Genomic DNA, 20,748 nt, shown 5'->3' with positions numbered 1-20,748 from the left:
CTCCTAATTCTTCCGCAATCGGCATGACGCACCCGGAAAGCGCAGAGATTCCCGGAAAGGCGAAGAGCTTTCTGATGATTGCTTCGGATGGGCTCGCCAAGCTGGACACTCCTAGAGTCCAGACTCAATCTGCATTTTGGTTTTTGGTAGCCTTTGGCAGTTGCATCAACTCGATGGTCGCGCCATCGGGGCCGACGACGTAGATCACTTTCGTTCCCGCTCGGGTCCCGCCAGAGATCACCTGCGGCTTTCCCTGTGGTCTCCATTCGTAGACTGCAATCCGCGCCAGAAGACTGTCTATGTCGTCCACAATAAGAGCCAGATGAGCAAATCCCGGATCGAATGGCCTTGATGCGCGATGTTGTAAGTCGACACCAGAATATTCCAGTAGTTCAATCATCTGCCCTGCCAGGGACACGATGGCCATGCGGACGGTCGCCCCGTGAGCCCCGGTCACCTCTCCAAGGAATTCCCCACCCATATCGCCAACCCGAACCAGCTGCCCACCCAATCCTTCAACCCAGAAACGAAGGGCCGCGTCCAGCGAGGCAACGGAGAAGCCGACATGGTCGGCACGACGCACGGCGAAATCTGATTTCTCAACCACAATTCTCTCCAAAGCTGTGATCAGCACCAAAAGGCAGTGGCAGCTCGTCGGGCGGATGAGCGCAGCGTCATCCGCCGCCTTCATTGACGCCGCGCATCGGCGGTTACGCCTTCGGCGAAACCGCCCTACCACATTCAGCCCTTCGAATCCTGATTGTACAATTCTCTCTCCCCGTCATTCCGGGGTGCGCGGAGCGCGAGCCCGGAATCCATACTCACTGCGGATTCTGTGAGGGCGTGACGCTGCACCGCTGCGACAGACCACAAACGACGGGGCTTATGGATTCCGGGCCTGCGCGCCGGTGGCGCGCATCCCGGAAGGACGCGGGGAGAAGGCGTCGTTTCGCGATGCTCTGGACACACGAGCCGCCCGCCACCGCTTCGGTGCCACGCATTGACGGTCCGGAGGACGGATGAACGCAGCGTCGTCCGCCGTCTTCATTGACGCGCATCGGCGGGTTACGCCTTCGGCTAACTTGCCCTCTGCGCTGAGCGCGCATCGTCGTCGCACCGAACGTTTCCAAGCCCGGCACATGGAAGCGCGGTTACGGTCGCGGTAGTGTGCTGCGAATCTCAAACCGAGACCACCATGCGGATCACAACGGCGATCATCGAACGGGCCAGGCGCACAGCGAACGGGTTCAAGGATCTCGAACTGGCGGCGAGCGAAGTGATCGCGTCCGGCGATGCGGCGGGGGCGAAAGAGATCGCGCTGGAGCTGTTGCGATCGGAGGTCCATCAGGCCCGCTGTGTGGCGACATTCATTCTCGGGCGTCTGGCGGCCTTCGACGGCGATGCGCTCGCCGTGCTGAAGCAGCGCGTCAGCCGGGACGACGATTGGCGCGTGCAGGAGATTCTGGCCAAGGCGTTCGACCGGTTCTGCGCCGACACCGGCTATGAGGCCGCGCTGCCGACCATCCGGGAGTGGCTGTCGGCGACCTCCGCCAACACAAGGCGCGCCGTCACCGAGGGGCTGCGGATATGGACGGCGCGGCCTTACTTTCGCGCCCATCCCGAAGCCGCCGTCGCGCTGCTGTCGCCGCTGCGGGGCGACGACAGCGAGTACTTGCGCAAGTCGGTCGGCAACGCCCTGCGGGACATCAGCAAGAAGCACCCCGATCTGATCCGCAGCGAAGTCGCGACCTGGGATCTGGATCAGCAGGGCGTCCGGCAAGTCCACAAGCTGGCGACGCGCCTGCTGACATCCGCCGCCGCCTGAAGCGCGGTTCGGCGCGGACGGCTGGATCGCCCCGCAGGGCGGATGAGCACAGCGTCATCCGCCGTCTTCTTCCGCGGTCACGAATCGGCGGGTTGCGCCTTCGGTGAACCCGCCCGCAGATCAGCCGCGTCGGTCTCCGGCAGTCGCAGGTGGTCCAATCGAAGCTGCGGAGCGGCATCGACGCACCGCTCCCGGCGACGTTGATGCGATGGCGCAGCAGGAATTTAACTAGGTTTGCGTCCGATCGAGGTCGCGGCACTCATACCAATTGACGAATGCCGGCACGCGAGCTACGCAACCCCCGCGTGTTTTTTATAGCACGCACACCCTAGAGATGGACAGGAAAGCAGGGAGAGTAACTGATGAAAAAGTACTATTCGCTCAGTGCGGCCCTCATTCTGACGGCAGTCCTCGGGATCGGGTCTGCATCCGCCGACAGCGTGCGCGCGGTGGTCAGTCTCGACGTCAATTCCGGTGGCACGACCCCGCTCAAGGTCGAGAAGGAAGTCGGCTTCACGCCGAAAGACAAGACCATCACGGTCGAGGTCAGCGGCTATCTCTGTACGATGGGCTCTTCGACCCAGGGCTCGGTCCCTCAGGGGTGCAACTACTCCATCGACATCACCGGCGCGGCACCGAAGGTCGTCGCCCGCGAGGCGAGCGGTGCCTGCATGAACGTGAAGCCGAGCTGCGTCGCCAAGTAGGTCCGGACCACAGCCGGACCAGGACGCAGACTTCGGACGATCGATCGGCGCTGCGCAGCAGCGCCATGACGCCACCGGGCGCCGCGACACTTCCCTCGCGGCGCCCTTTTGCCTTCGCGGCCCCTTTCGCCATCGCGGCGACGCAAGGCCGTCGCCCGCCGGGCGGACGAGCGTCGCGTCATCCGCCGTCTTGATGGACGTCGCGCATCGGCGGGTGACGCCTTCGGCCAGCCCGCCCGACATTCGACTGTTTGCCGCAACTCACTGCCCGGATCGCCCTCACCCCAACCCTCTCCCGCAGGCGGGAGAGGGAGCGCGCTGCGATCTGCGGCATGGCCCGTCCTTCAAGCTCATAGAGCCTTCAAGCTCACAGGGTCGGATGATCGCAGCGGCGTCGTGATCGACGTCGCCCATCGGCGGGGCACGCCTTCGGCTGACCTGGCCTACGCGCTACAACGTCGAGATTCCGGGCTCGCTCGCTTCGCGAGCGCCCCGGAATGACGCGGGGAGAGGACGTCGTGCCGCGATACGGTGGAGGTGCGGCGCGCCCTGCCCCCGCGGCGCTGCCCCGCATTGACAGGGGCGCGCGAGACGACTGACACTTCGCGCATGGCTTACTTCTGGGTTCTGATCGCGATCGTCGTCACCGGCGGGGTGGCGGCGATCGTCAACGACACCGCCTATGACGGCGCGCTGTTCGATTCCTCGACGGTGGTCAGCGTCGCGATGCTGTCGGCGCTGACGCTGTTCATCGGCCGCGGCGTGCTGCGCCGGACCGGCACCAGCCAATGGCTCAATCACGCCCTGATCTGGGCCGCGATCGTGCTCGCGGTGGCGGTGGCATACCGGCTGTGGCCGATGCTGAGCTGAGCGGCCGGCTTGATTACCTGAAGCGTCGAGCTATCTTACTGGCATGAACCGCCAAAGCAGGCCTCCCGCCGCGTTTTCAAAGGTTTCGGTCAAAAGCCAGACCGTGATTCCGCGCGAGATCAGGGAGCGGCTCGGCCTGAAACCAGGCGACACCTTACGCTACCGGATGACCAAGGACGGCGTCCTGCTCGACAAGGCGGACGACGGCCGAGACGATCCGTTCGTGTCGTTCTCGGAGTGGCAATCCGATGCCGACGAGAAGGCCTATGACGTCCTGTAGCCCGGGGCGAAATCCGGTACTGGCGGGCCATCGATGAGTCGGCGGCCGACGGGTGTTCAGCCCGATGCGGCGGAGGCACAAGCCCGATACGATGCGTATGATGTGGTCGTCGTCCCCTTTCCCTATGCCGACCGCCTCGCGGAGAAACGGCGCCCCGCTTTGGTGATCTCCAACCGGAAGCTGACGCCCTTCGGCGTCATCTGGGTGGCGATGATCACAAGCGCCGAGAACGCGTCATGGTCGTGCGACGTCGCGATCGCAGATCTCGCCCGCGCCAGCCTGCCGGCCGCTTCTGTCGTCCGCACCGCGAAAATCGCCTGCATCGAACCATCCCGTATCGAGCGTCGCGCAGGACATCTCGATCGGGCAACGGCAAAGACCGTCTCGCAGAAGCTCCGCAGCTTCTGGGGGCCATGACGTATCGCCAGATGAGACCTGTACCTCGCAGGTTTCTTGGATGGCGAAGGATGCGACGTTGACCGCCTGCATCGCAGGCGATGGCCCGCACTGCGCGCCGGCCATCTGAGGTCATCCTCAGATTCGTTCGTCCATCACCTTGCTGGCCGTCAGGCCAAGTTCGCTCGCTCATACCAGCGCCGCTGGAATAACCGGGGATGCGCAAGAAGATTTGACGCCGCGCAAGGCAAACGCGCGCGCGGCGCTTCTCAATGAGGTCGGGAGGGTTAGCTGATGAGGTTACTCCGTCTCGACCGGCGCAATGATGGCTGATCCTTCGGCATTGTACCGACTGCTGTATGTCAGCGAGAATCGAATCGCAGGCGACGTCGCGCATGTCGCACGCGAGATCGAAGCGATCCTGAACGCCTCCCGCCGCAACAACGACGCACTCGGGATTACCGGCGCGCTGATCTTCAATTGCGGGTTCTTCGCCCAGGTTCTGGAAGGGCCGCGCGACGCGGTGGAACGGATCTTCGCGGTGATCCGCAACGACACGCGCCACAGCAAGATCCAGGTGATGTCGGCCGCCGAGGTCGAGGACCGCGAATTCCCGAACTGGACGATGGCCTATATCGGCCGCTCGCCGAGCTGGGAGAAGGCGCTCGGCTGGATCAGGAACGACACCCACTTCGCCCCCGACGAGCGCTGCGACCGGCTGTTCAAGATCGTGATGGAAATGGCCTACGATTCCGAGCTGTCACCGGACCGGACGTTCGCGGCGCCGGGCAAGAGCTGAAGCGGTCGGCGCCTCACCCGCGCGGGCTCTGGGCGCGGAGGTAGTTCAGCATCCATTGCGCGGCGGGGCCGAGCGGGCGGGCGGCGAGGTGCGCGGCCGTCATCACCAGCTGGGCGGTGCGGTCCTCGAATTCGAGCGGCTGGATCAGCTTCAGCCGGCCGGCCTCGACATCGTCCGCCACCAGATGGGTCGGCATGCTGCCCCAGCCGAGTCCGGCCAGCAGCATCGCGTGCTTGGTGCCGAGATCGGCCAGCCGCCAGGTCTGCGTCGACAGCACGCCGTAGTCGCGCCCCTCGGTCAGCGCCGAGCGGTCGGTGAGCACGAGCTGGACGTAGCGGCGCAGCACATCGGTCGGAATCGGCCCCTCGATCGCGGCGAGCGGATGATCCTGCGCTACCACCGGCAACAGCTGCACGGTGGACAGCGGATAGTGCTTCAGGGTGGGCTGATCGCTGAACGGCTGCGGCACCAGGCCGATCACGCAGGTGCCGTTCAGCACCAGCTCGGCCGAGGCACCGAGCGACTGCACGAAGATCCGCGGCGGCACGGTCGGGAACGCTTCGGTGAAGGCGCGCAGCGCAGCGACCATTCGCGGCATCGGAAACATCGAGTCCAGCACCAGCGTCAGTTCCGGCTCCAGCCCGCCGGCCAGACTGTGGGCCTGATCGCGGAACGCCGCCGCCTCCTCGGCGATCCGCCGCGCCCGCGCCAGCAGCGCGCGGCCCGCTTCGGTCAGCACCGGCCGGTAGCCGGAGCGATCGAACAGCGACACCCCGATCTGCTGCTCCAGCTTCTGCACCCCGTAGGTGACGGCCGACTGCGCCCGCCGAAGCTTGCGGGCGGCGCCGGAGAAGCTGCCTTCGTCCGCCACGGTGAGCAGGAGCTGAATCTGGTCGAGGGTGAGGCCATCGTTCATCATCGAAATTTTAGATGAAGATCACCAAGACTTCATCTCTTTCTTCAGGTGGCAGCGGCTCCTAAGTCAGGATGACTGCCAAACTGGAGGATACCCATGATCCAACGACGCCTGCTGTTTCCGATCCTGGCCGCCGCGCTGGCCGTCGCGCCCGCCGCCTTCGCCGAGACCGCCCCCAAAGCCGGCGCCAAGGCCCCGGCGGCGAAGACCGAGCCGGTGAAGGCGGAGAGCGGCACGTATGCGATCGACCCCGACCACACCCAGGTCGGCTTCGTGGTCTCGCATATGGGCTTCTCGGAATTCCGCGGCCGGTTCGGCGACGTCTCCGGCACGCTGCAGCTCGACGCCGCCAACCCGGCCAAGAGCAGCTTCGACATCAAGCTGCCGACCGCCTCGGTGAACACCCCGGTCGACAAGCTGACCACGGAGCTGACGGCCGCCGACTGGCTCGACGCCAAGGCGAATCCGGAGATCCTGTTCAAATCGCAGAAGGTCACCGTCACCGGGCCGCGCCAGGCCAAGGTGACCGGCGAGCTGACGCTGCACGGCGTCACCAAGGCCGTGACGCTCGATGCCCGGCTGCACGGCGCCGGCGTCAATCCGCTGAACAAGAAGGTGACGGTCGGCTTCGATCTCACCGGCACGATCAAGCGCAGCGAGTTCGGCGTGACGAAGTATGTGCCGCTGATCAGCGACGAGGTCGGCCTCGAGATCAGCGCCGCGTTCGAAAAGCAGAACTGATCGCTTCGACGTTCCGCGCCCGTCGCATCCGGCGGCGGGCGCACCTCCCTTCGTCCGACAGAAGAAACGCCCCATGAGCTCGACGCTGCACGCTCCCCACCTCGACCAGTTGTTCGTTCAGGCCCGCACCCACAATGCCTGGACCAGCAAGCCGGTGACCGACGACACCATCCACGCGCTGTACGATCTTCTGAAATGGGCGCCGACCGCGGCCAACAGCAATCCGGGCCGCTTCGTGTTCGTGCGCAGCACTGACGCCAAGGCGCGGCTATTGAAGAGCGTCGCGCCCGGCAATGTCGACAAGGTAAAGGAAGCGCCGTGCTGCGTGATCGTGGCCTACGACACCGAATTCCACGACCTGCTGCCGCAGCTGTTTCCGGCGCGCGACATGCGCAGCGGCTTCGTCGGCAAGCCGGAGCTGATCACCGAGACGGCGAAGCGCAACTCGGCGCTGCAGGGAGCCTACATGATCCTCGCCGCCCGCGCGCTCGGCCTCGATGCCGGACCGATGTCCGGCTTCGATCACGCCGCGCTCGACGCCGAGTTCTTCCCCGACGGCCGCTGGAAGTCGAACTTCCTGTGCAACATCGGCTACGGCGATGCCGAGAAGCTGTTTCCGCGCAATCCGCGGCTCGCCTTCGAGGACGCCTGCCGCGTGCTGTAACGCGGCGCTGATACCTTATCTCTCAGGGAGATTGCGACGATGCCCCGTCAACCCATCATCTTCCTGTCGCACGGCGGCGGCCCCTGCTTCTGGATGGAGCCGCCGCGGCGGTTCGGGCCGCACGCTTATGACGGCCTGCGCGCCTATCTGTCCGGCGTGCTGGCCTCGCTGCCGGCGCGGCCGCGCGCGATCCTGATGGTGTCGGGCCATTGGGAAGCGGCGCTGCCGACCGTCAGCACCTCGGCCGCACCATCGATGCTGTTCGATTACTACGGCTTTCCCGAACACACCTACCGGCTGAGCTATCCGGCGCCGGGCGATCCGGCACTCGCCGCGCGGGTGCAGCAGCTCCTCGGTGATGCCGGCATCGCCACCGCCAGCGACGCAGCCCGCGGCTTCGACCACGGCGTGTTCGTGCCGATGCTGATCGTCGATCCGGAGGCGCAAATCCCGGCCGTGATGCTGTCGCTGCAGCAGGACCTCGATCCGGTGCAGCATCTGGCGATCGGCGCCGCGCTGGCTCCCTTGCGCGACGACAACGTGCTGATCATCGGCAGCGGCAACAGCTTCCACAACCTCTCGACCTTCTTCGACGGCCAGGAAGCGGAGTCGGCGGCGTTCGATCACTGGCTCACGGAAGCCGCGACCGCGCCGGATGCGGCGGTCCGCAACGACCGCCTGGCGCATTGGTCCAGCGCCCCCGGCGCCCGCGCCTGCCATCCGCGCGAAGAACACCTGATCCCGCTGATGGTCGCCGCCGGCGCTGCCGGCCCTGCCCCCGGCCGCCGCGTATTCCACGACTCCATCGGCAACAAGCGCATCTCCGGCTACGCGTTCGGGTGATTGACACCGTAGGATGGGTTGAGCACAGCGAAACCCATCATCACGACGCAAACGGAGCGATGGGTTTCGCTGCGCTCAACCCATCCTACGAACAACTACGCGCGCCGCGGTCCCCACACATGCACGCCCCAGGCGCCCTTGTGCGCTGGCGGGGTGCCGAGATAGCGCAGGGTCGACATCTCGTCGAAGATCCCGCGTTCGCGTGGGTTCTTGTAGATCACGTAATACTCGGCGCGGCGCAGCTCGAGCAGGTTGTCGCGCACCCGCTGCATGATCTGCCTGCCGAACGGGTTGAACAGATACAGCACGAACGGCTCGTCCTGGAACGCGTAGGCACCGGCGTCGCCGTGCACGATCGCAATCGTCTTGAAGCCCGCCGCCGCGGCGTTGGCCCTGGCGATGAGCGCCAGCTCGTCGGCGAATTCGACGCCGATGCAGGATTTGAAGCCGAGCTCGGCGGCGACGATCGGCATCCGGCCCTTGCCGCAGCCGAGATCGACGAAGCGATACAGGCGCGGATCGAGCCCGATGAACGCCACCGCGTCGCCGAGCACCGACGGATCGCTGGCCTGATAGCGCTCGCCGAACCGGCGGCTGTCGTGGCCGATCGTCAGCCCGTGCAGTTCGACCATGGAACGGGTGTCGGTGCCGTATTTGGCGTCCCAATCGACGGCGCTCCGCTGCGCGTCGCGCCCGGTGAGAAGGTCCAACAGCTTCGAGAACGACATCGCCTCGCCCCCGCGTCATCAGCGTTTGGTCGATGTTGCGTAGCTCCGCAGTGACGCTACGCTAATCGTCGGGCGGCGCGATGTCGCTTGATTTCGCGCAAATCGCGGGACGCGCGCGATCAACCTCGGGGAGTTCATGCGGGAGCGGAACGACAGCGCGGCGGCCTTGCGCGACGCCGGGGAGTGGAGGCCGATCGGCGGCCAGGCCGGGTCCAATGCCGGCGGCCTCCATGCCGATGACCACGGCCGCCGCTGGTACGTCAAAACCCCGCCGAGTGACGATCACGCGCGCAATGAAGTTCTGGCCAATCGGCTGTACCGGCTCGCCGGCACCAGCGTCGCCGAGGTCGAGCTGGTGCGGCGCGGCGGCGGTCTTGCGGTGGCGAGCGCGATGCTGCGCGGTGCCTCGCTCGGCGAGGCGCTGGCCTATCCGGAGAACGGCGTCGCGGCTGAAGTGTGCCGCGATTTCGCGGTCGATGCCTGGCTGGCCAATCGCGACGTGCTCGGCGTCGACCTCGACAACGTGCTGGTGACGCGCGACGGTGGCGTGGTGCGGATCGATCAGGGCGGCGCGCTCACGTATCGGGCCCGCGGCGCGCGCAAGACCGACTTCGGCGCCGAGGTGATTGAGTTCGACACCCTGCGCGACGCCCGCACCAATGCGGTGGCGGCCAGTGTGTTCGGCGCGATGACAAGACACGCGCTCGCCGCCTCCGTCGCCAAGGTGGCGCGGCTGACCGAGCCGGCGATCTCCGCGGTGGTGCGCGATGGGCTCGGCGACACCGAGCAGGCGCATGCGCTGACCACGCTGCTCTTGGCGCGGCGCGACGATCTGATCCGCCGTGTCTCCGCCGACGGCGCAGCGATCAGTCGGGTCCGCGCGTTCGACACCCTGGAGGAATGATGGCGCCGCTGCGCACCAGCCAGACCCATCCGCTGCAGATCGCCGAAGTGCGGGCCGGGCCGACGCTGGGGCGGATCGGCATCACCTTCTGCCCCGGCAAGCACGACGCCTCGGCGCTGACCGGCGGCTGGGCCCGCGATCTTGCCGCCGATCTCGACGCGATCCAGAGTTGGGGCGCGCGGCTGGTGATCACGCTGGTCGAGCCGCGCGAACTGGAGCTGCTGCAGGTGCCGGATCTCGGCCTTGAGGTGGAGCGCCGCGCCATGCAGTGGCTGCATCTGCCGATTCCGGACTATCACCCGCCGACCGCGGAATTCGAACGCCGCTGGGACACCGAAGGCCGGCTGATCCGGCAGCTTCTGCGCGCCGGCGACGACGTGCTGGTGCATTGCAAGGGCGGGCTCGGCCGCGCCGGCATGATCGCGGCACGGCTGCTGGTCGAACTCGGCGTGCCGGCGGCCGAGGCGATCGCGCAAGTCCGCGCGGTGCGCGGTCGCGGTGCGATCGAGACCCGCGCGCAGCAGGCCGTGGTCGAGCGGGCTCAACCGATTCCCTGATCGGATCGGTGGGCGCGATCCGCCGCAGCGGCGTTTTTCCGCAGCGCGTGACCGTGTCAAAGACGCTTCACGCCCGATCCGCTAGATCGGCCGCTCGAAGGCGCCCGCCGCGCCGCAACCGGATTGCTGCCGATGAACGACCTGCCGACTCCCGCCCCGCCGATGCCGCTGATCCGCAAGGGCTTCCAACTGATCGAGAACGCCTTCCTGCTGCTGATCGGCACCTTCGCCGTGGTGGCGATGGCGCAGGAAGTCTACGAGACCGTGCTCAACGTCCGCGTCACGCTCAAAGAGCTGCTGCTGATGTTCATCTATGTCGAAGTGATCGCGATGGTCGCGGTGTACTACGAGAGCAAGAAAATCCCGATCACGCTGCCGATGTTCATCGCCATCACGGCGATCTCGCGGCTCCTGATCCTGCAGGGCAAGGATCAGCCGCCGGCGAACCTGTTGTACGAGAGCGGCGCGATCCTGATCTTGGCGATCGCCTGCGCGGTGATCTCGTATCGGCCGCAGCGCCATGGCGGCCACGGGCATGGCCACGGCAAGCCGCATGAGCCGAACCATCCGGCATAGCCGTCCCAGCCGCGCGGGCCGTACCGGTCGCTCGCCGTGCGCCCATCCTTGCCGCTGATCGCGGACACGCTGTCCGGCATGAACCGGACAGCAGTCCGTGTCATGTCAAGTTGACAAGGGAGGGTGTCACGATAATGTGACCGAGCGAGAGAACGATGTGAACGGTACGCTGCCGGACAATGGGCGGCCCGGTCACGGAGGTCTCAGCCGGGACCGAACGGTCTGCGGGATGGCGCGGTAGCCTTCGAGGAGGATGGCCGCGGACAGACCAGCCGGATCAGGAGTCCCGGTCGCTGCTAGCAGCACTGAAGCGTGCGATCCGCACGCAATGATCGAAGTCTCTCTGGAGGTTTTACAATGGCAGACGATCTGAACAAGGTCTGGCCGACCGGTCTGACGATCGCGGAGTCGGAAGAGCTCCACAAGCATGTGATCGACGGCACGCGCATCTTCGGCGCGATCGCCATCGTCGCGCATTTCCTGGCGTATGTTTACTCGCCCTGGCTGCACTAAGGAGTATCGAACATGAATCAAGGTCGCATTTGGACCGTCGTGAACCCGGGCGTGGGCCTGCCGCTCCTGCTCGGCAGCGTCACCGTGATCGCCATCCTGGTGCACTTTGCTGTTCTCAGCAACACCACCTGGTTCCCGAAGTACTGGAACGGCGCCACCGTCGCCGCCCCGGCCGCTGCTGCGCCGGCGCCGGCCGCTCCGGCCGCCAAGAAGTAAGTCTTTTACTTCTTCGACGCTGACAACACGCCCGTCGTTGCCCCTCGTGCGGGGGTAACGGCGGGTGTTTTGTTTGGGTGGTGCAGGATCGCCCGGCCAACCGATGCGAAGCACCGAGTCCCACACGACGAATTCCCGCCCGGCGACTCGCTGCGGTTGAAATCGCTCGGCGTCGGCCGTTGCCGATCGCGACGAAGGCCGCAATGGCGAGGCCCGCACGCCTCCCGCAATTTGGATTTACTCGAAATCCGCGCGCTGTCGTGCGTCCTTGACGAATTGCATAAACCGCTGCGCCGCAAGGGTTTTTGTGCCCATGACGTCTCCGTAAGGTCACGGAAAAATCGCCTCCGTCACTGCAACTTCATCGCCGCTCCGCACTTGGGCCGCAATGGCTCGACATGGTGCGGCCGCAACTGAAGGAGGTCACGATGACTGCCAACGAACCGCCGAAATTTGATCCCGAATACGTCGCGACGCTGCGCGAAGTGCTCGATATCGCGGTCGAGCAGATCGCAGCGGAGCACCGCACGCCGGCCACCAAAGCCATGATGGCGCAGATCATCGTTCAGAACGCCGCACGCGGCGTCACTGACGCACACGAGCTGGTCGACGACGCGGTGCGCGTCGGCGCCGACGGCGCACCATAGTCCACCTCACACGCCCGCCCCTCGCACGCGTCGCGGCCGTCCGCGGCGCGTTTTGATTCGGGGGATGGTGATGGCGTGCAGAACGCCCTCACGCTCCTCCCCACGCACCGTCATTTCGGGGTGGGGCGGAGCGCCCAGACTCCGAGCCCGCTCGCCAAACAGCACCGTCATTCCGGGATGCGTGCGGAGCACGCAGACCCGGAATCTCGCAGTTGTTACGAAGGAAAACACCGCGAAGCCGTCCATCATGGGCGGCCGCTCGCTTCTGACGTCATCCCCGCGCAGGCGGGGATGCAGTATTCCAGGGTGCCAGCGATTGGCACAAAGGCTCTGCAATACTGGGTCGCCCGCCTGCGCGGACGATGACGGGTGTTGTTAGTTGCCTGCGTCGAGATTCCGGGTTCACGCGCTGACGCGCGTGCCCCGGAATGACTCGGGGTGAGGCGGAGCGCCCAGACTCCGAGCCCGCTCGCCAAACAGCACCGTCATTCCGGGATGCGTGCGACAGCACGCAGACCCGGAATCTCGCAGTTGTTACGAAGGAAGACACCGCGAAGCCGTCCATCATGGGCGGCCGCTCGCTTCTGACGTCATCCCCGTGCAGGCGGGGATCCAGTATTCCAGGGCACCAAGCGATTGGCACAAACGCTCTGCAATACTGGGTCGCCCGCCTGCACGGGCGATGACGGGTGTTGTTAGTTGCCTGCGTCGAGATTCCGGGTTCACGCGCTGACGCGCCTGCGCCGGAATGACTCGGGGTGAGGCGGAGCGCCCAGACTCCGAGCCAGTTCGCCAAACAGGACCGTCATTCCGGGATGCGTGCGATAGCACGCAGACCCGGAATCTCGCAGTTGTTACGAAGGAAGACACCGCGAGGCTGTCCATCATGGGCGGCCGCTCGCCTCTGACGTCATCCCCGCGCAGGCGGGGATTCAGTATTCCAGGGCACCAGCGATTGGCACAAGGGCTCTGGAATACCGGGTCGCCCGCCTGCGCGGGCGATGACGGGTGTTGTTAGTTGCCTGTGTCGAGATTCCGGGTTCGCTCGCTGGTGCGAGCGCCCGGAATGACTGGAGGGACGACAGCGGCGCGAAATGATGCGGACGCGGAAAGACGTCACCAACGGAATGCGGACGCGAAAGACGCGGGTGCGAAAAACCTGGGGCTACTCGCCCCAGGCTTTGAAGGCGTCGTTGAAGGCGCGTTCGCCGGGACCGCCCTTTTCGATCGCGATGATGGCGCGGCGGCCGTTGCTGTAGACGATCGGCACGTCGAACCAGGAGCGCTCCTTGAGAAGCTGCAGGTTACGTGCGCGATCGGCTTCGACATTGCTGAGGCCGACCAGGAAGAAGCCGTCCGTGACCTTGACGGCGAGCCCGGCGAGCGGCGTGCCGCGCGACTGCTCGTTCGACTTCATCAGGATGCCCGGCACGTTGGACACGCCGCCGCCCTGGAAATCGGCCGGCAGGATGAAGGTCAATTCCGCGGTGTGGCTGGCCGGCAATGACGAGTCGGTGTTGCGGCGGAACGACATCGTCATCTTGAACTGCCGCTCCGGCACGTCGATGTCGGCGCGCACAGCGATGTCGGCGCCGCCCTTGGCGCTGGCGCCCTTCACCTGCTCGGTCTTCCACACCACCGAACCGACGTACTGCTTGCCCTTGGGATCGCTCGGGTCCTCGTCGTACAGCACCACGCGCTGCGCCACCGGGGCGGCCTGATCGGTCGACGGCTGTCCGACCCGATCGGTGATCTTCGGCCGCTCGGTCGGGGCCGCCGGCGTCGCCGGCGTTGCAGTCTCGGTCGAGGGCGACGACCGCATCAGCGACATCAAGGTCGTGACCGCGCCCGGTCCCCACACTAGGCCGGCGCCGAGCAGCATCACCAGCACGCCGATGACGAGCGCGATACGCCACGGAAATTTCGACGCCCCACGGGCCGGCTTGCGCTTCGGCTCGGCCGGAGCCCGCCCCGCAGCCGCCGGCGGCGGCGCGTAGCGTGCCGCTTCGTCGAGCGATTCATCGTAGGAATACGGCGCGTCCGGATCGGCGCGGTTCTCCATCGTCGGCTCGAGCCGGTCGAATTCCGGCGACGGCGCGACGTTGGCGTAGGTCTTCCGGGCGGCACGGTTGGCCTGTGCGGCCGCATTGCCGAGCCCGTCGAGATCGGCGGTGACATCGCTGAAGCCGCGCAAGCCGGGCGAATTGGCGGGCGGCGGAGGCTGGTTCGGCGGGGCGGCACGGCGCGGCGGCAGGGCCGGGCCACGGCCGGGCAACGACGGCTCCGGCGGAATCGGCGGCGGATCGACCCGCAGGGTGCGGGCCGGACGCGGCTCGGGAGCCTCTTCCGGGATCGGCGCATCGTCCGGCGCGCGCGGGCGCACGGCCTGCGGCAGCTCCGGCTCCGGCATCGCATTCGGGACGCCGCCGCGATTGACCTGCGGCGGCGGATCGCCGGGCCGGCCGATCGGCCGGCTGGAGGCGCGCAGCGCATCGCCGGGGCGCGGCGCGTCGCCGGGACGGCCGCGGCCCTTGAGTTCGGCGCGGGCGGCGTCGCGGGCGCGATGGGCGGCCTCGGACTCGACCTTGCGCACGGCCTCTTCGAGCGCCAGGCGCTCGCGGGTGATTTCGGATTCGGTGAGCGGCGGCTGCACGCCGCGCAGTTGCGCGATCAACGCCGCGCGGGCCCGCTCGTAGATCGCGCGCCGTTGCTCGCCCGGAGCACTGGGGTCCAGACTCGCGATAGCGCGTGCGATCAGCGGATAGTAATCAGCCATCTCGACTCAATTTTCGATGTCTTTGGGTAACATCTTATTAAGCCTCGAACGGATTCTGCACCAGAATTGTGTCCTCGCGCTCGGGGCTCGTGGACAACAAAGCCACCGGGCAGCCGACCAGTTCCTCGATGCGGCGAACGTATTTGATCGCCTGCGCCGGCAGCTCGGCCCACGACCTTGCGTTCGCGGTCGGCTCCTTCCAGCCCTCGATGGTCTCGTAGATCGGCTCGACCCGCGCCTGGGCGCCCTCGCCGGCCGGCAGATAATCGATCTCCTTGCCGTCGAGACGATAGCCGACGCAGACCTCGACGCTGTCGAAGCCGTCGAGAATGTCGAGCTTGGTCAGCGCCAGACCGGCGATGCCGCAGGTCCGCACCGTCTGCCGCACCAGCACCGCGTCGAACCAGCCGCAGCGCCGCTTGCGCCCGGTGTTGACGCCGAACTCCTTGCCGCGGCGGCCGATTTCTTCGCCGATCTCGTTGGTCAGCTCGGTCGGGAACGGACCTGAGCCGACCCGCGTGGTGTAGGCCTTGCAGATGCCGAGCACGTAGCCGACCGCGCCCGGGCCCATGCCGGTGCCGGTTGCCGCCTGCGCCGCAACGGTGTTGGACGAGGTGACGTAGGGATAGGTGCCGTGATCGACGTCGAGCAGCGCGCCCTGCGCGCCCTCGAACAGGATGCGCTTGCCCTCGCGGCGCTTGATGTCGAGCAGCCGCCACACCGATTCGGCGTAGGGCAGAAGCTGCGGCCCGAGCGCCAGCAGGTCCTTCAGGATCGCGGCGCCGTAGAATTCCGGCAGGCCGAAACCGCGGCGCAGCGCATTGTGGTGCGCCAGCAGCCGGTCGATCTTCTGCGGCAGCGTGTCCGGATCGGCAAGGTCCATCAGCCGGATCGCACGGCGGCCGACCTTGTCCTCATAGGCCGGGCCGATGCCGCGCTGGGTGGTGCCGATCGCGCCGGCCTTGGCGGCGTTCTCGCGCAGCGAATCCAGCTCGCGATGCAGCGGCAGAATCAGCGTGACGTTCTCGGCGATGCGCAGATTGTCCGGCGAGATCGCAACGCCCTGGCCCTGCAGCTTCTTGACCTCGTCGAGGAACGCCTGCGGATCGAACACCACGCCGTTGCCGATCACCGCAAGCTTCGACGGCCGCAGCACGCCCGACGGCAGCAGCGCCAGCTTGTAGGTCGCACCGTTGATCACCAGGGTGTGGCCGGCATTGTGACCGCCCTGGAAACGCACCACGATGTCGGCCTGCTCGGAGAGCCAATCGACGATCTTTCCCTTGCCTTCGTCGCCCCACTGGGCGCCGACCACGACGACATTGGCCATTTCGAGAAGGTTCCCCTGTCACTCTACCGGATGAAGCACGATCGCGGCGCGCCGGTGGCGACGATGACGGATCGGGCTCGCGCGCCCTGGCAAACGCGGCCGCAGCCGCTCGCACGCGAGGCACGGCACCGGATAACGGAAGCCGGCCTGCGACGCAAGCGAAACGCCCGTCCCACGGCGCTGCAAAGCCTTGTATCCCCTCTGAAATCCGCCGCTGTGCGAGGCCTTTCGGCGGAGCCGTGGCGATGCTGCCCGGGTGTCAAACGCTGGCCCGCAATCCCGGCGCCCGCTTGGCGCCTTTGCGGGCAACGCCCGACGAAGATGAGAACTATGAGATTAGGATAAGCCTCTGACAGTTATGCAGATACTACCCACCATGCGGCTATCGGCGATTTTCGGCAGCCATAGCGTGTGATGGGCGGTTCTGTCGGGCTATCGAAGGCATCATGCACTTGGATGATGTGATCCCTTCTGTGCCACCTCGCAGATCCCATTGATCACCGTCCGGTCGAATTCGGCCGGCAGGTCGTGCCCCATGCCGTCGATCAATCGGTAGGTGGCGCCGGGGATCGACAGAGCCGTGTCCTGGCCGCAGGCGGGCGGGATCAGCGGGTCGTTCGTTCCGTGAATGACAAGTGCGGGCGCGGTGATCGTCGCCAGACGGGCGCGCCGATCTCCCGCCACCGCCATGGCCGCGATCTGCCGCGCGGTCCCTGCCGGATCGTGGGCATGCCCCGCCTCTTCCAGCAGAAGGGCGCGATGCGCCTCTTCGTCGAAGGGATGGGCCGTTCCGGCGATCCTGCGCGCGAACTCGAGGCGAGTCGCCAGAAAACCGGCCGGATCGTCGGCGGGATCGGGCGCAGGACGCATCATCATCGCCATGACGTCTGGGGCCGCCTGCGGTAGGGCCGGGTTGCCGGTGCTCGACATGATCGACGTCAGCGACAGGACACGGTCGGCATGGTCGCTCGCCATGACCTGCGCGATCATCCCGCCCATCGAGCGCCCGACGACGTGCGCCCGCGCGATGCCGAGCGCATCGAGAAGGCCGACCGCGTCGGCCGCCATGTCGTCGAGCGTATAAGGCACGTCGGGCCGGCGTCCGGCCATCAGCGCCGCCGCGAGCGCGTTGAAATCCGGCGGGGCCGACGTCCTGAAGTGCGTGGATCGGCCCGCATCCCGATTGTCGAAGCGGATGACGCGGTAGCCGCCCCCGGCGAGCGCCTCACAAAAGGGCCTCGTCCACCGGATCATCTGCGTTCCTAGCCCGGAAATCAGCAGGATCGGCTCAGCATCGGCATCGCCGAAACTGTCCCAAGCGAGTTCGATGCTATTGGCCTTTGCGATATTCATGGCCGTGCCCCTTCGGCAACCGTGGGCAGTGGCATTTCCGATAGCGGCAGAAGACGGGAATCCTTCACCGCTGCCGCGCGATGACCGAGTCCCGCGAGATACCCCGCATGGCTGGCGAAGGAGAGAAAGGAAGCAACACTGGCCTGACGGATCAGCATCGCCAGATCCCATTGTTCATCGGCGGGGCCGATCAGAAAGGACCTGCCCTCGCCGAGAAACAGGATGTCACCCCCGCTTTCCCGTAAGAAGGGCAGCGTATGTCGGACATAGCGATCGAAAGCCTGTGCGCCGGTGATTGGCATGGCGGGTGCCAATTCGGGGTGCCCCGAATAATCGGCACTCTCGTTGAATCTCAGCAGATTGAGCATGACGACGGGACCGGGAAAGTCGCGCTGCACGAAGAGCCGGCCAGCGTCCTGTGTCGGTTCGATATACGAAATGGTCTCAGGGCCGCTCATTGGCGCTTTTCCTCTGTCGTCCGGTTTTGGTTCGGGAGAGTGGAAGAGCCGGAAGCAAGGCGCATGGCATAGGCCCGGATGTCCGCCGGCCAATGCGCGATCCGTTCATCGAGCCCGGCTAGGTCGTCTGCGAAAAGGGAGCGCGTCGCCTCCTCGTAGCCGGGCAAGTCCCCAGCGATCGCCTGCATGAAGCGATAAGCAGCCTCCTGGGCCGCCCGTCTTTCCTGGCCCGGGTTCACCGCCTTGCGGGCATCCTCCACGAGACGCCTTAGTGCTGCTGACGCGCCGCCGGGCTGGCGCGCCAGCCATTCCCACTGACGTGGCAGCAAGGTCACCTCGCGTGCGACAACACCCAGCTTGGGGCGACCGCGCGTCCTCTGTCCATCCTCCGCCGCCCCTGTGCGGGCGGTTGCATCAGCTTTAGGGCGATAGCGACCCACAAGCGGTCTCGGAGGCTCGGACAACCGCAGAAGAATCTCCGCATCGCCGCCGCGTAGATCAAGATCGACGACATCGCCGGTCGCATCGTCGAACACGAGGACCGCATCTGCCGCCCCCGCAGACCGTGCGACTACAACGGCCACATCCGCTAGCGAACCGGAAATCAGCAATCGTCGGCCAATGAAAGCGGTGCAGGGTCTGGTGGAGGGGCGGGACATGTCGCGCTCGCAAGATGGAATGCGCGATTAATGCCCGGATAAAAATCTCCCGTCAATTAAATCCGGATAAAAATGTGCAGCCGCTTTAAGTCATGGCTCTCGTTCGCTACGCGAATTCAGCCCTTTCGCAGGATCCTGAAGGAAATGGAGCGGAAATCGGCGACATTCGGTGGTAAGCCGTTCTCAAGATTGAACATTTCCGCCGAGGTGGCGGACCACGATGAAGCGGACCCCGATGGTATCGCCTTCCACCCGCACCAGCTCGCAGCGCCGATACGCGGTGCCGTTCGGCGTCAGCACCAGGAAGAACTCGCGCAGGTTCAGCCCGGCCATCGAGGCCTTCAGGATCAACTTGGCGCCGGTTTGCGAGATGTCGGCGACGGCGCAGTCGCGGCGCCAGGTGCCGTCGACGGCGATCATCACTGAATCCAGCGCTTTCTCGAAGCGGACACGAGGGTCTTTGCGATCGCCATAGGTCACGCGCGGCTCCGTGCAATTCATCGCGCCGCAACCTCGTTGTCGCGGCCAATTATCGTGCTGTCCGAAATCCCCGATCGACACACCGACGAAAGCCGCCCCTGCGCGCGCCGCTTCGCGCCCGCGAAGCAGCATTTTGGAACGATCACTCCCGTCAGTTGCACCGCATGCCAAGTCACAACCACTTCGGATTCGTAAAATCTGATGCAGATGTCAGGCATTCGCATTCACGGTGCATTGACCCTATCTGCCGCGCTGGCGCCGCCCTCCCCGCCCAGCGCTGCTTCACAGACCTCCGACCTGATCGATAGAATCGGAGCGCTCGTTTCGAGTTGACGCGTTTCTTCCCGCGGGCCGCGTTCGCGCGAGGACGCTTTCAGGAGACCAGATGGACAGCATCAAGACCCAAGGACTTCACGTACCCAAGCTCGGGCTCGGCACCTTCAAACTGCAGGGCAAGGATTGCCACGAGGCGGTGCTGACCGCGCTCGGGATGGGTTATCGCCACATCGACACCGCCGAGATGTACGCCAACGAAGATTTCGTCGGCGACGCGCTGGAAGACACCGACGTGCCGCGCGACCAGATTCATCTCACCACCAAAGTGTGGTGGACCAATCTCGCGCCGGACGCGATCCGCAAGGCCTTCGACCAGAGCCTGCGCAAGCTGAAGACCGATTACGTCGATTTCTATCTAATCCACTGGCCGGCGCCGGAGATGAATCTCGGCGCGGCGCTGGAGACGCTGCTGAAGATCAAGGACGACGGCGGCGCCCGTGCGATCGGGGTGTGCAATTTCCCGGTGGCGCTGATGAAGCAGGCGGTGGAAGAAATCGGCGCGCCGATCGCCTGCAATCAGGTCGAGTACCACGTCCTGCTCGGTCAGACCAAGCTGCTGCCCTATCTGCAGAGCAAGGGCATTCCGCTCACCGCCTACGCGCCGCTGGCGCAGGGCCGGCTCGCGTCTTATCCGGAATTGCAGCAGATCGCCGACAAGCACGGCGCCACTGCGGCGCAGGTGGCGCTGGCCTGGCTGCTGGAGCAAGACGGCGTGATGGCGATCCCGAAAGCGCGCAGCAAAGCCAGCCAGGAAAGCAACCTCGGCGCGCTGAAGATCAAGCTCGACGTCGACGACAAGGCAGTGATCGCCAAGCTGCCGAAGACCCAGCGTTTCGTCACCCCGGCGTTTTCGCCGAAGTGGGATGAGGCGTAGCGGCGCGACGATCGCTGCGACAAGCCGACAAGTATTTAGCCCCACCCTCGTCATTCCGGGGCGCTCGCAAAGCGAGCGAACCCGGAATCCCGAGATGCAAGCCCCAGCGCCATGCCCTACACCTCCAGATTCCTGTATCTGCGATGTGCTGGTGCATAGTCAGCGCGACAGAGGCTGCTCGGTAGATTCCCGGCCGATCATCTCGCCGTAACCCGGTGCGGGCGCCTCTGTCGGTGTTGCTTGATCGAACAGTCGCACGGGCATTGCCGTTGCGGTGATCGCCCGCATACAGGACCGATCCCA

Annotated in this window: 25 protein-coding genes; 16 read left to right on the top strand and 9 right to left on the bottom strand. The window is 65.9% G+C overall.

The window, feature by feature from the left end; genetic code table 11:
- Positions 1-124 precede the first annotated feature (124 nt).
- Positions 125-691 carry a VOC family protein gene (locus DY468_RS20760; protein WP_164606933.1) on the bottom strand — a complete coding sequence of 189 codons (567 nt, stop codon included), beginning with the start codon at positions 689-691 and terminating at the stop codon, positions 125-127.
- Between the two features lie 504 nt (positions 692-1,195).
- Here DY468_RS20760 and DY468_RS20755 point away from each other — a divergent pair.
- The 6 genes from DY468_RS20755 (at position 1,196) to DY468_RS20730 (ending at position 4,874) form a co-directional block, all read left to right on the top strand.
- Positions 1,196-1,825: a DNA alkylation repair protein gene (locus DY468_RS20755; protein ID WP_164606931.1), complete on the top strand. Its 630-nt coding sequence runs from the start codon at positions 1,196-1,198 to the stop codon at positions 1,823-1,825.
- A 362-nt stretch (positions 1,826-2,187) separates the two neighbouring features.
- Positions 2,188-2,529, top strand: coding sequence for a hypothetical protein (locus tag DY468_RS20750; RefSeq protein ID WP_164606929.1), 342 nt, complete (start codon positions 2,188-2,190; stop codon positions 2,527-2,529).
- Positions 2,530-3,138: 609 nt separating this feature from the next.
- Complete coding sequence (locus tag DY468_RS20745; protein WP_230764137.1) at positions 3,139-3,399, top strand: hypothetical protein; 261 nt, start codon at positions 3,139-3,141, stop codon at positions 3,397-3,399.
- A gap of 43 nt (positions 3,400-3,442) precedes the next feature.
- A complete protein-coding gene (locus tag DY468_RS20740) occupies positions 3,443-3,679 on the top strand; it encodes an AbrB/MazE/SpoVT family DNA-binding domain-containing protein (protein ID WP_164606924.1) in 237 nt (78 codons plus the stop codon).
- 33 nt (positions 3,680-3,712) lie between these two features.
- Positions 3,713-4,096 (top strand): type II toxin-antitoxin system PemK/MazF family toxin, encoded by a 384-nt coding sequence (locus DY468_RS20735; RefSeq protein WP_164606923.1) that lies wholly within the window; start codon positions 3,713-3,715, stop codon positions 4,094-4,096.
- 304 nt (positions 4,097-4,400) lie between these two features.
- Positions 4,401-4,874, top strand: coding sequence for a BLUF domain-containing protein (locus DY468_RS20730; RefSeq protein WP_164606921.1), 474 nt, complete (start codon positions 4,401-4,403; stop codon positions 4,872-4,874).
- Between the two features lie 13 nt (positions 4,875-4,887).
- Here the strand turns inward: DY468_RS20730 and DY468_RS20725 are convergent, their stop codons facing one another.
- Entirely contained in the window at positions 4,888-5,790 is a 903-nt protein-coding gene (locus tag DY468_RS20725) for a LysR family transcriptional regulator (RefSeq protein WP_246701069.1), read from the bottom strand.
- A gap of 96 nt (positions 5,791-5,886) precedes the next feature.
- Between DY468_RS20725 and DY468_RS20720 the strand changes: the two genes are divergently transcribed.
- From DY468_RS20720 to DY468_RS20710, 3 genes are all read left to right on the top strand, one after another.
- Positions 5,887-6,531, top strand: coding sequence for a YceI family protein (locus tag DY468_RS20720; protein ID WP_164606917.1), 645 nt, complete (start codon positions 5,887-5,889; stop codon positions 6,529-6,531).
- 73 nt (positions 6,532-6,604) lie between these two features.
- Positions 6,605-7,195, top strand: a complete 591-nt coding sequence (locus DY468_RS20715) for a malonic semialdehyde reductase (protein WP_164606915.1) — start codon at positions 6,605-6,607, stop codon at positions 7,193-7,195.
- Between the two features lie 39 nt (positions 7,196-7,234).
- Positions 7,235-8,038 carry a DODA-type extradiol aromatic ring-opening family dioxygenase gene (locus DY468_RS20710; protein WP_164606913.1) on the top strand — a complete coding sequence of 268 codons (804 nt, stop codon included), beginning with the start codon at positions 7,235-7,237 and terminating at the stop codon, positions 8,036-8,038.
- 95 nt (positions 8,039-8,133) lie between these two features.
- On the opposite strand, the gene DY468_RS20705 is transcribed toward DY468_RS20710, so the two are convergent.
- On the bottom strand, positions 8,134-8,766 hold the full coding sequence (locus DY468_RS20705) for a class I SAM-dependent methyltransferase (RefSeq protein WP_164606911.1): 633 nt from the start codon (positions 8,764-8,766) through the stop codon (positions 8,134-8,136).
- 136 nt (positions 8,767-8,902) lie between these two features.
- Between DY468_RS20705 and DY468_RS20700 the strand changes: the two genes are divergently transcribed.
- From DY468_RS20700 to DY468_RS20675, 6 genes are all read left to right on the top strand, one after another.
- Positions 8,903-9,670: a type III effector HopAG1 gene (locus tag DY468_RS20700; RefSeq protein ID WP_164606909.1), complete on the top strand. Its 768-nt coding sequence runs from the start codon at positions 8,903-8,905 to the stop codon at positions 9,668-9,670.
- Entirely contained in the window at positions 9,670-10,227 is a 558-nt protein-coding gene (locus DY468_RS20695; protein ID WP_164606907.1) for a cyclin-dependent kinase inhibitor 3 family protein, read from the top strand. Before DY468_RS20700 ends, DY468_RS20695 begins: the two co-directional genes overlap by 1 nt.
- A 132-nt stretch (positions 10,228-10,359) precedes the next feature.
- Complete coding sequence (locus DY468_RS20690; RefSeq protein WP_164606905.1) at positions 10,360-10,803, top strand: phosphate-starvation-inducible protein PsiE; 444 nt, start codon at positions 10,360-10,362, stop codon at positions 10,801-10,803.
- 357 nt (positions 10,804-11,160) lie between these two features.
- The gene (gene pufB, locus DY468_RS20685) at positions 11,161-11,316 is read left to right on the top strand and encodes a light-harvesting antenna LH1, beta subunit (RefSeq protein WP_022721374.1); all 156 of its coding nucleotides are present in this window, start codon (positions 11,161-11,163) and stop codon (positions 11,314-11,316) included.
- A 12-nt stretch (positions 11,317-11,328) separates the two neighbouring features.
- Positions 11,329-11,532, top strand: a complete 204-nt coding sequence (gene pufA, locus DY468_RS20680) for a light-harvesting protein (protein ID WP_164606903.1) — start codon at positions 11,329-11,331, stop codon at positions 11,530-11,532.
- A 428-nt stretch (positions 11,533-11,960) separates the two neighbouring features.
- A complete protein-coding gene (locus tag DY468_RS20675; protein WP_164606901.1) occupies positions 11,961-12,179 on the top strand; it encodes a hypothetical protein in 219 nt (72 codons plus the stop codon).
- Positions 12,180-13,344: 1,165 nt separating this feature from the next.
- Here DY468_RS20675 and DY468_RS20670 read toward each other — a convergent pair.
- From DY468_RS20670 to DY468_RS20645, 6 genes are all read right to left on the bottom strand, one after another.
- Positions 13,345-14,955 carry a hypothetical protein gene (locus DY468_RS20670; RefSeq protein WP_164606899.1) on the bottom strand — a complete coding sequence of 537 codons (1,611 nt, stop codon included), beginning with the start codon at positions 14,953-14,955 and terminating at the stop codon, positions 13,345-13,347.
- Positions 14,956-14,992: 37 nt separating this feature from the next.
- A complete protein-coding gene (locus DY468_RS20665) occupies positions 14,993-16,285 on the bottom strand; it encodes an adenylosuccinate synthase (protein ID WP_164606897.1) in 1,293 nt (430 codons plus the stop codon).
- 444 nt (positions 16,286-16,729) lie between these two features.
- Complete coding sequence (locus tag DY468_RS20660) at positions 16,730-17,638, bottom strand: alpha/beta fold hydrolase (RefSeq protein ID WP_164606895.1); 909 nt, start codon at positions 17,636-17,638, stop codon at positions 16,730-16,732.
- Positions 17,635-18,096, bottom strand: a complete 462-nt coding sequence (locus DY468_RS20655; RefSeq protein WP_164606893.1) for a DUF1330 domain-containing protein — start codon at positions 18,094-18,096, stop codon at positions 17,635-17,637. Before DY468_RS20655 ends, DY468_RS20660 begins: the two co-directional genes overlap by 4 nt.
- Positions 18,093-18,755 (bottom strand): DUF2239 family protein, encoded by a 663-nt coding sequence (locus DY468_RS20650; RefSeq protein ID WP_164606891.1) that lies wholly within the window; start codon positions 18,753-18,755, stop codon positions 18,093-18,095. The genes DY468_RS20655 and DY468_RS20650 overlap by 4 nt, the downstream gene beginning before the upstream one ends.
- 183 nt (positions 18,756-18,938) lie before the next feature.
- Positions 18,939-19,235, bottom strand: a complete 297-nt coding sequence (locus tag DY468_RS20645) for a PilZ domain-containing protein (RefSeq protein WP_164606889.1) — start codon at positions 19,233-19,235, stop codon at positions 18,939-18,941.
- A gap of 385 nt (positions 19,236-19,620) precedes the next feature.
- On the opposite strand from DY468_RS20645, the gene DY468_RS20640 reads away from it, so the two are divergent.
- Positions 19,621-20,445: an aldo/keto reductase gene (locus tag DY468_RS20640; RefSeq protein ID WP_164606887.1), complete on the top strand. Its 825-nt coding sequence runs from the start codon at positions 19,621-19,623 to the stop codon at positions 20,443-20,445.
- Positions 20,446-20,748: the final 303 nt, after the last annotated feature.

Source organism: Rhodopseudomonas sp. BR0M22, assembly GCF_010907035.1.
Classification (GTDB): domain Bacteria; phylum Pseudomonadota; class Alphaproteobacteria; order Rhizobiales; family Xanthobacteraceae; genus Rhodopseudomonas.
Note: the sequence above shows the minus strand (reverse complement) of the source record. Positions and strands in the feature narration are given on the sequence as shown.

Bases quoted from the DNA above. Each gene is read 5' to 3' on its own strand.
- DY468_RS20760 (WP_164606933.1), bottom strand. From the start codon at position 691: ATGAAGGCGGCGGATGACGCTGCGCTCATCCGCCCGACGAGCTGCCAC.
- DY468_RS20755 (WP_164606931.1), top strand. From the start codon at position 1,196: ATGCGGATCACAACGGCGATCATCGAACGGGCCAGGCGCACAGCGAAC.
- DY468_RS20750 (WP_164606929.1), top strand. From the start codon at position 2,188: ATGAAAAAGTACTATTCGCTCAGTGCGGCCCTCATTCTGACGGCAGTC.
- DY468_RS20745 (WP_230764137.1), top strand. From the start codon at position 3,139: ATGGCTTACTTCTGGGTTCTGATCGCGATCGTCGTCACCGGCGGGGTG.
- DY468_RS20740 (WP_164606924.1), top strand. From the start codon at position 3,443: ATGAACCGCCAAAGCAGGCCTCCCGCCGCGTTTTCAAAGGTTTCGGTC.
- DY468_RS20735 (WP_164606923.1), top strand. From the start codon at position 3,713: ATGAGTCGGCGGCCGACGGGTGTTCAGCCCGATGCGGCGGAGGCACAA.
- DY468_RS20730 (WP_164606921.1), top strand. From the start codon at position 4,401: ATGGCTGATCCTTCGGCATTGTACCGACTGCTGTATGTCAGCGAGAAT.
- DY468_RS20725 (WP_246701069.1), bottom strand. From the start codon at position 5,790: ATGAACGATGGCCTCACCCTCGACCAGATTCAGCTCCTGCTCACCGTG.
- DY468_RS20720 (WP_164606917.1), top strand. From the start codon at position 5,887: ATGATCCAACGACGCCTGCTGTTTCCGATCCTGGCCGCCGCGCTGGCC.
- DY468_RS20715 (WP_164606915.1), top strand. From the start codon at position 6,605: ATGAGCTCGACGCTGCACGCTCCCCACCTCGACCAGTTGTTCGTTCAG.
- DY468_RS20710 (WP_164606913.1), top strand. From the start codon at position 7,235: ATGCCCCGTCAACCCATCATCTTCCTGTCGCACGGCGGCGGCCCCTGC.
- DY468_RS20705 (WP_164606911.1), bottom strand. From the start codon at position 8,766: ATGTCGTTCTCGAAGCTGTTGGACCTTCTCACCGGGCGCGACGCGCAG.
- DY468_RS20700 (WP_164606909.1), top strand. From the start codon at position 8,903: ATGCGGGAGCGGAACGACAGCGCGGCGGCCTTGCGCGACGCCGGGGAG.
- DY468_RS20695 (WP_164606907.1), top strand. From the start codon at position 9,670: ATGGCGCCGCTGCGCACCAGCCAGACCCATCCGCTGCAGATCGCCGAA.
- DY468_RS20690 (WP_164606905.1), top strand. From the start codon at position 10,360: ATGAACGACCTGCCGACTCCCGCCCCGCCGATGCCGCTGATCCGCAAG.
- pufB (WP_022721374.1), top strand. From the start codon at position 11,161: ATGGCAGACGATCTGAACAAGGTCTGGCCGACCGGTCTGACGATCGCG.
- pufA (WP_164606903.1), top strand. From the start codon at position 11,329: ATGAATCAAGGTCGCATTTGGACCGTCGTGAACCCGGGCGTGGGCCTG.
- DY468_RS20675 (WP_164606901.1), top strand. From the start codon at position 11,961: ATGACTGCCAACGAACCGCCGAAATTTGATCCCGAATACGTCGCGACG.
- DY468_RS20670 (WP_164606899.1), bottom strand. From the start codon at position 14,955: ATGGCTGATTACTATCCGCTGATCGCACGCGCTATCGCGAGTCTGGAC.
- DY468_RS20665 (WP_164606897.1), bottom strand. From the start codon at position 16,285: ATGGCCAATGTCGTCGTGGTCGGCGCCCAGTGGGGCGACGAAGGCAAG.
- DY468_RS20660 (WP_164606895.1), bottom strand. From the start codon at position 17,638: ATGAATATCGCAAAGGCCAATAGCATCGAACTCGCTTGGGACAGTTTC.
- DY468_RS20655 (WP_164606893.1), bottom strand. From the start codon at position 18,096: ATGAGCGGCCCTGAGACCATTTCGTATATCGAACCGACACAGGACGCT.
- DY468_RS20650 (WP_164606891.1), bottom strand. From the start codon at position 18,755: ATGTCCCGCCCCTCCACCAGACCCTGCACCGCTTTCATTGGCCGACGA.
- DY468_RS20640 (WP_164606887.1), top strand. From the start codon at position 19,621: ATGGACAGCATCAAGACCCAAGGACTTCACGTACCCAAGCTCGGGCTC.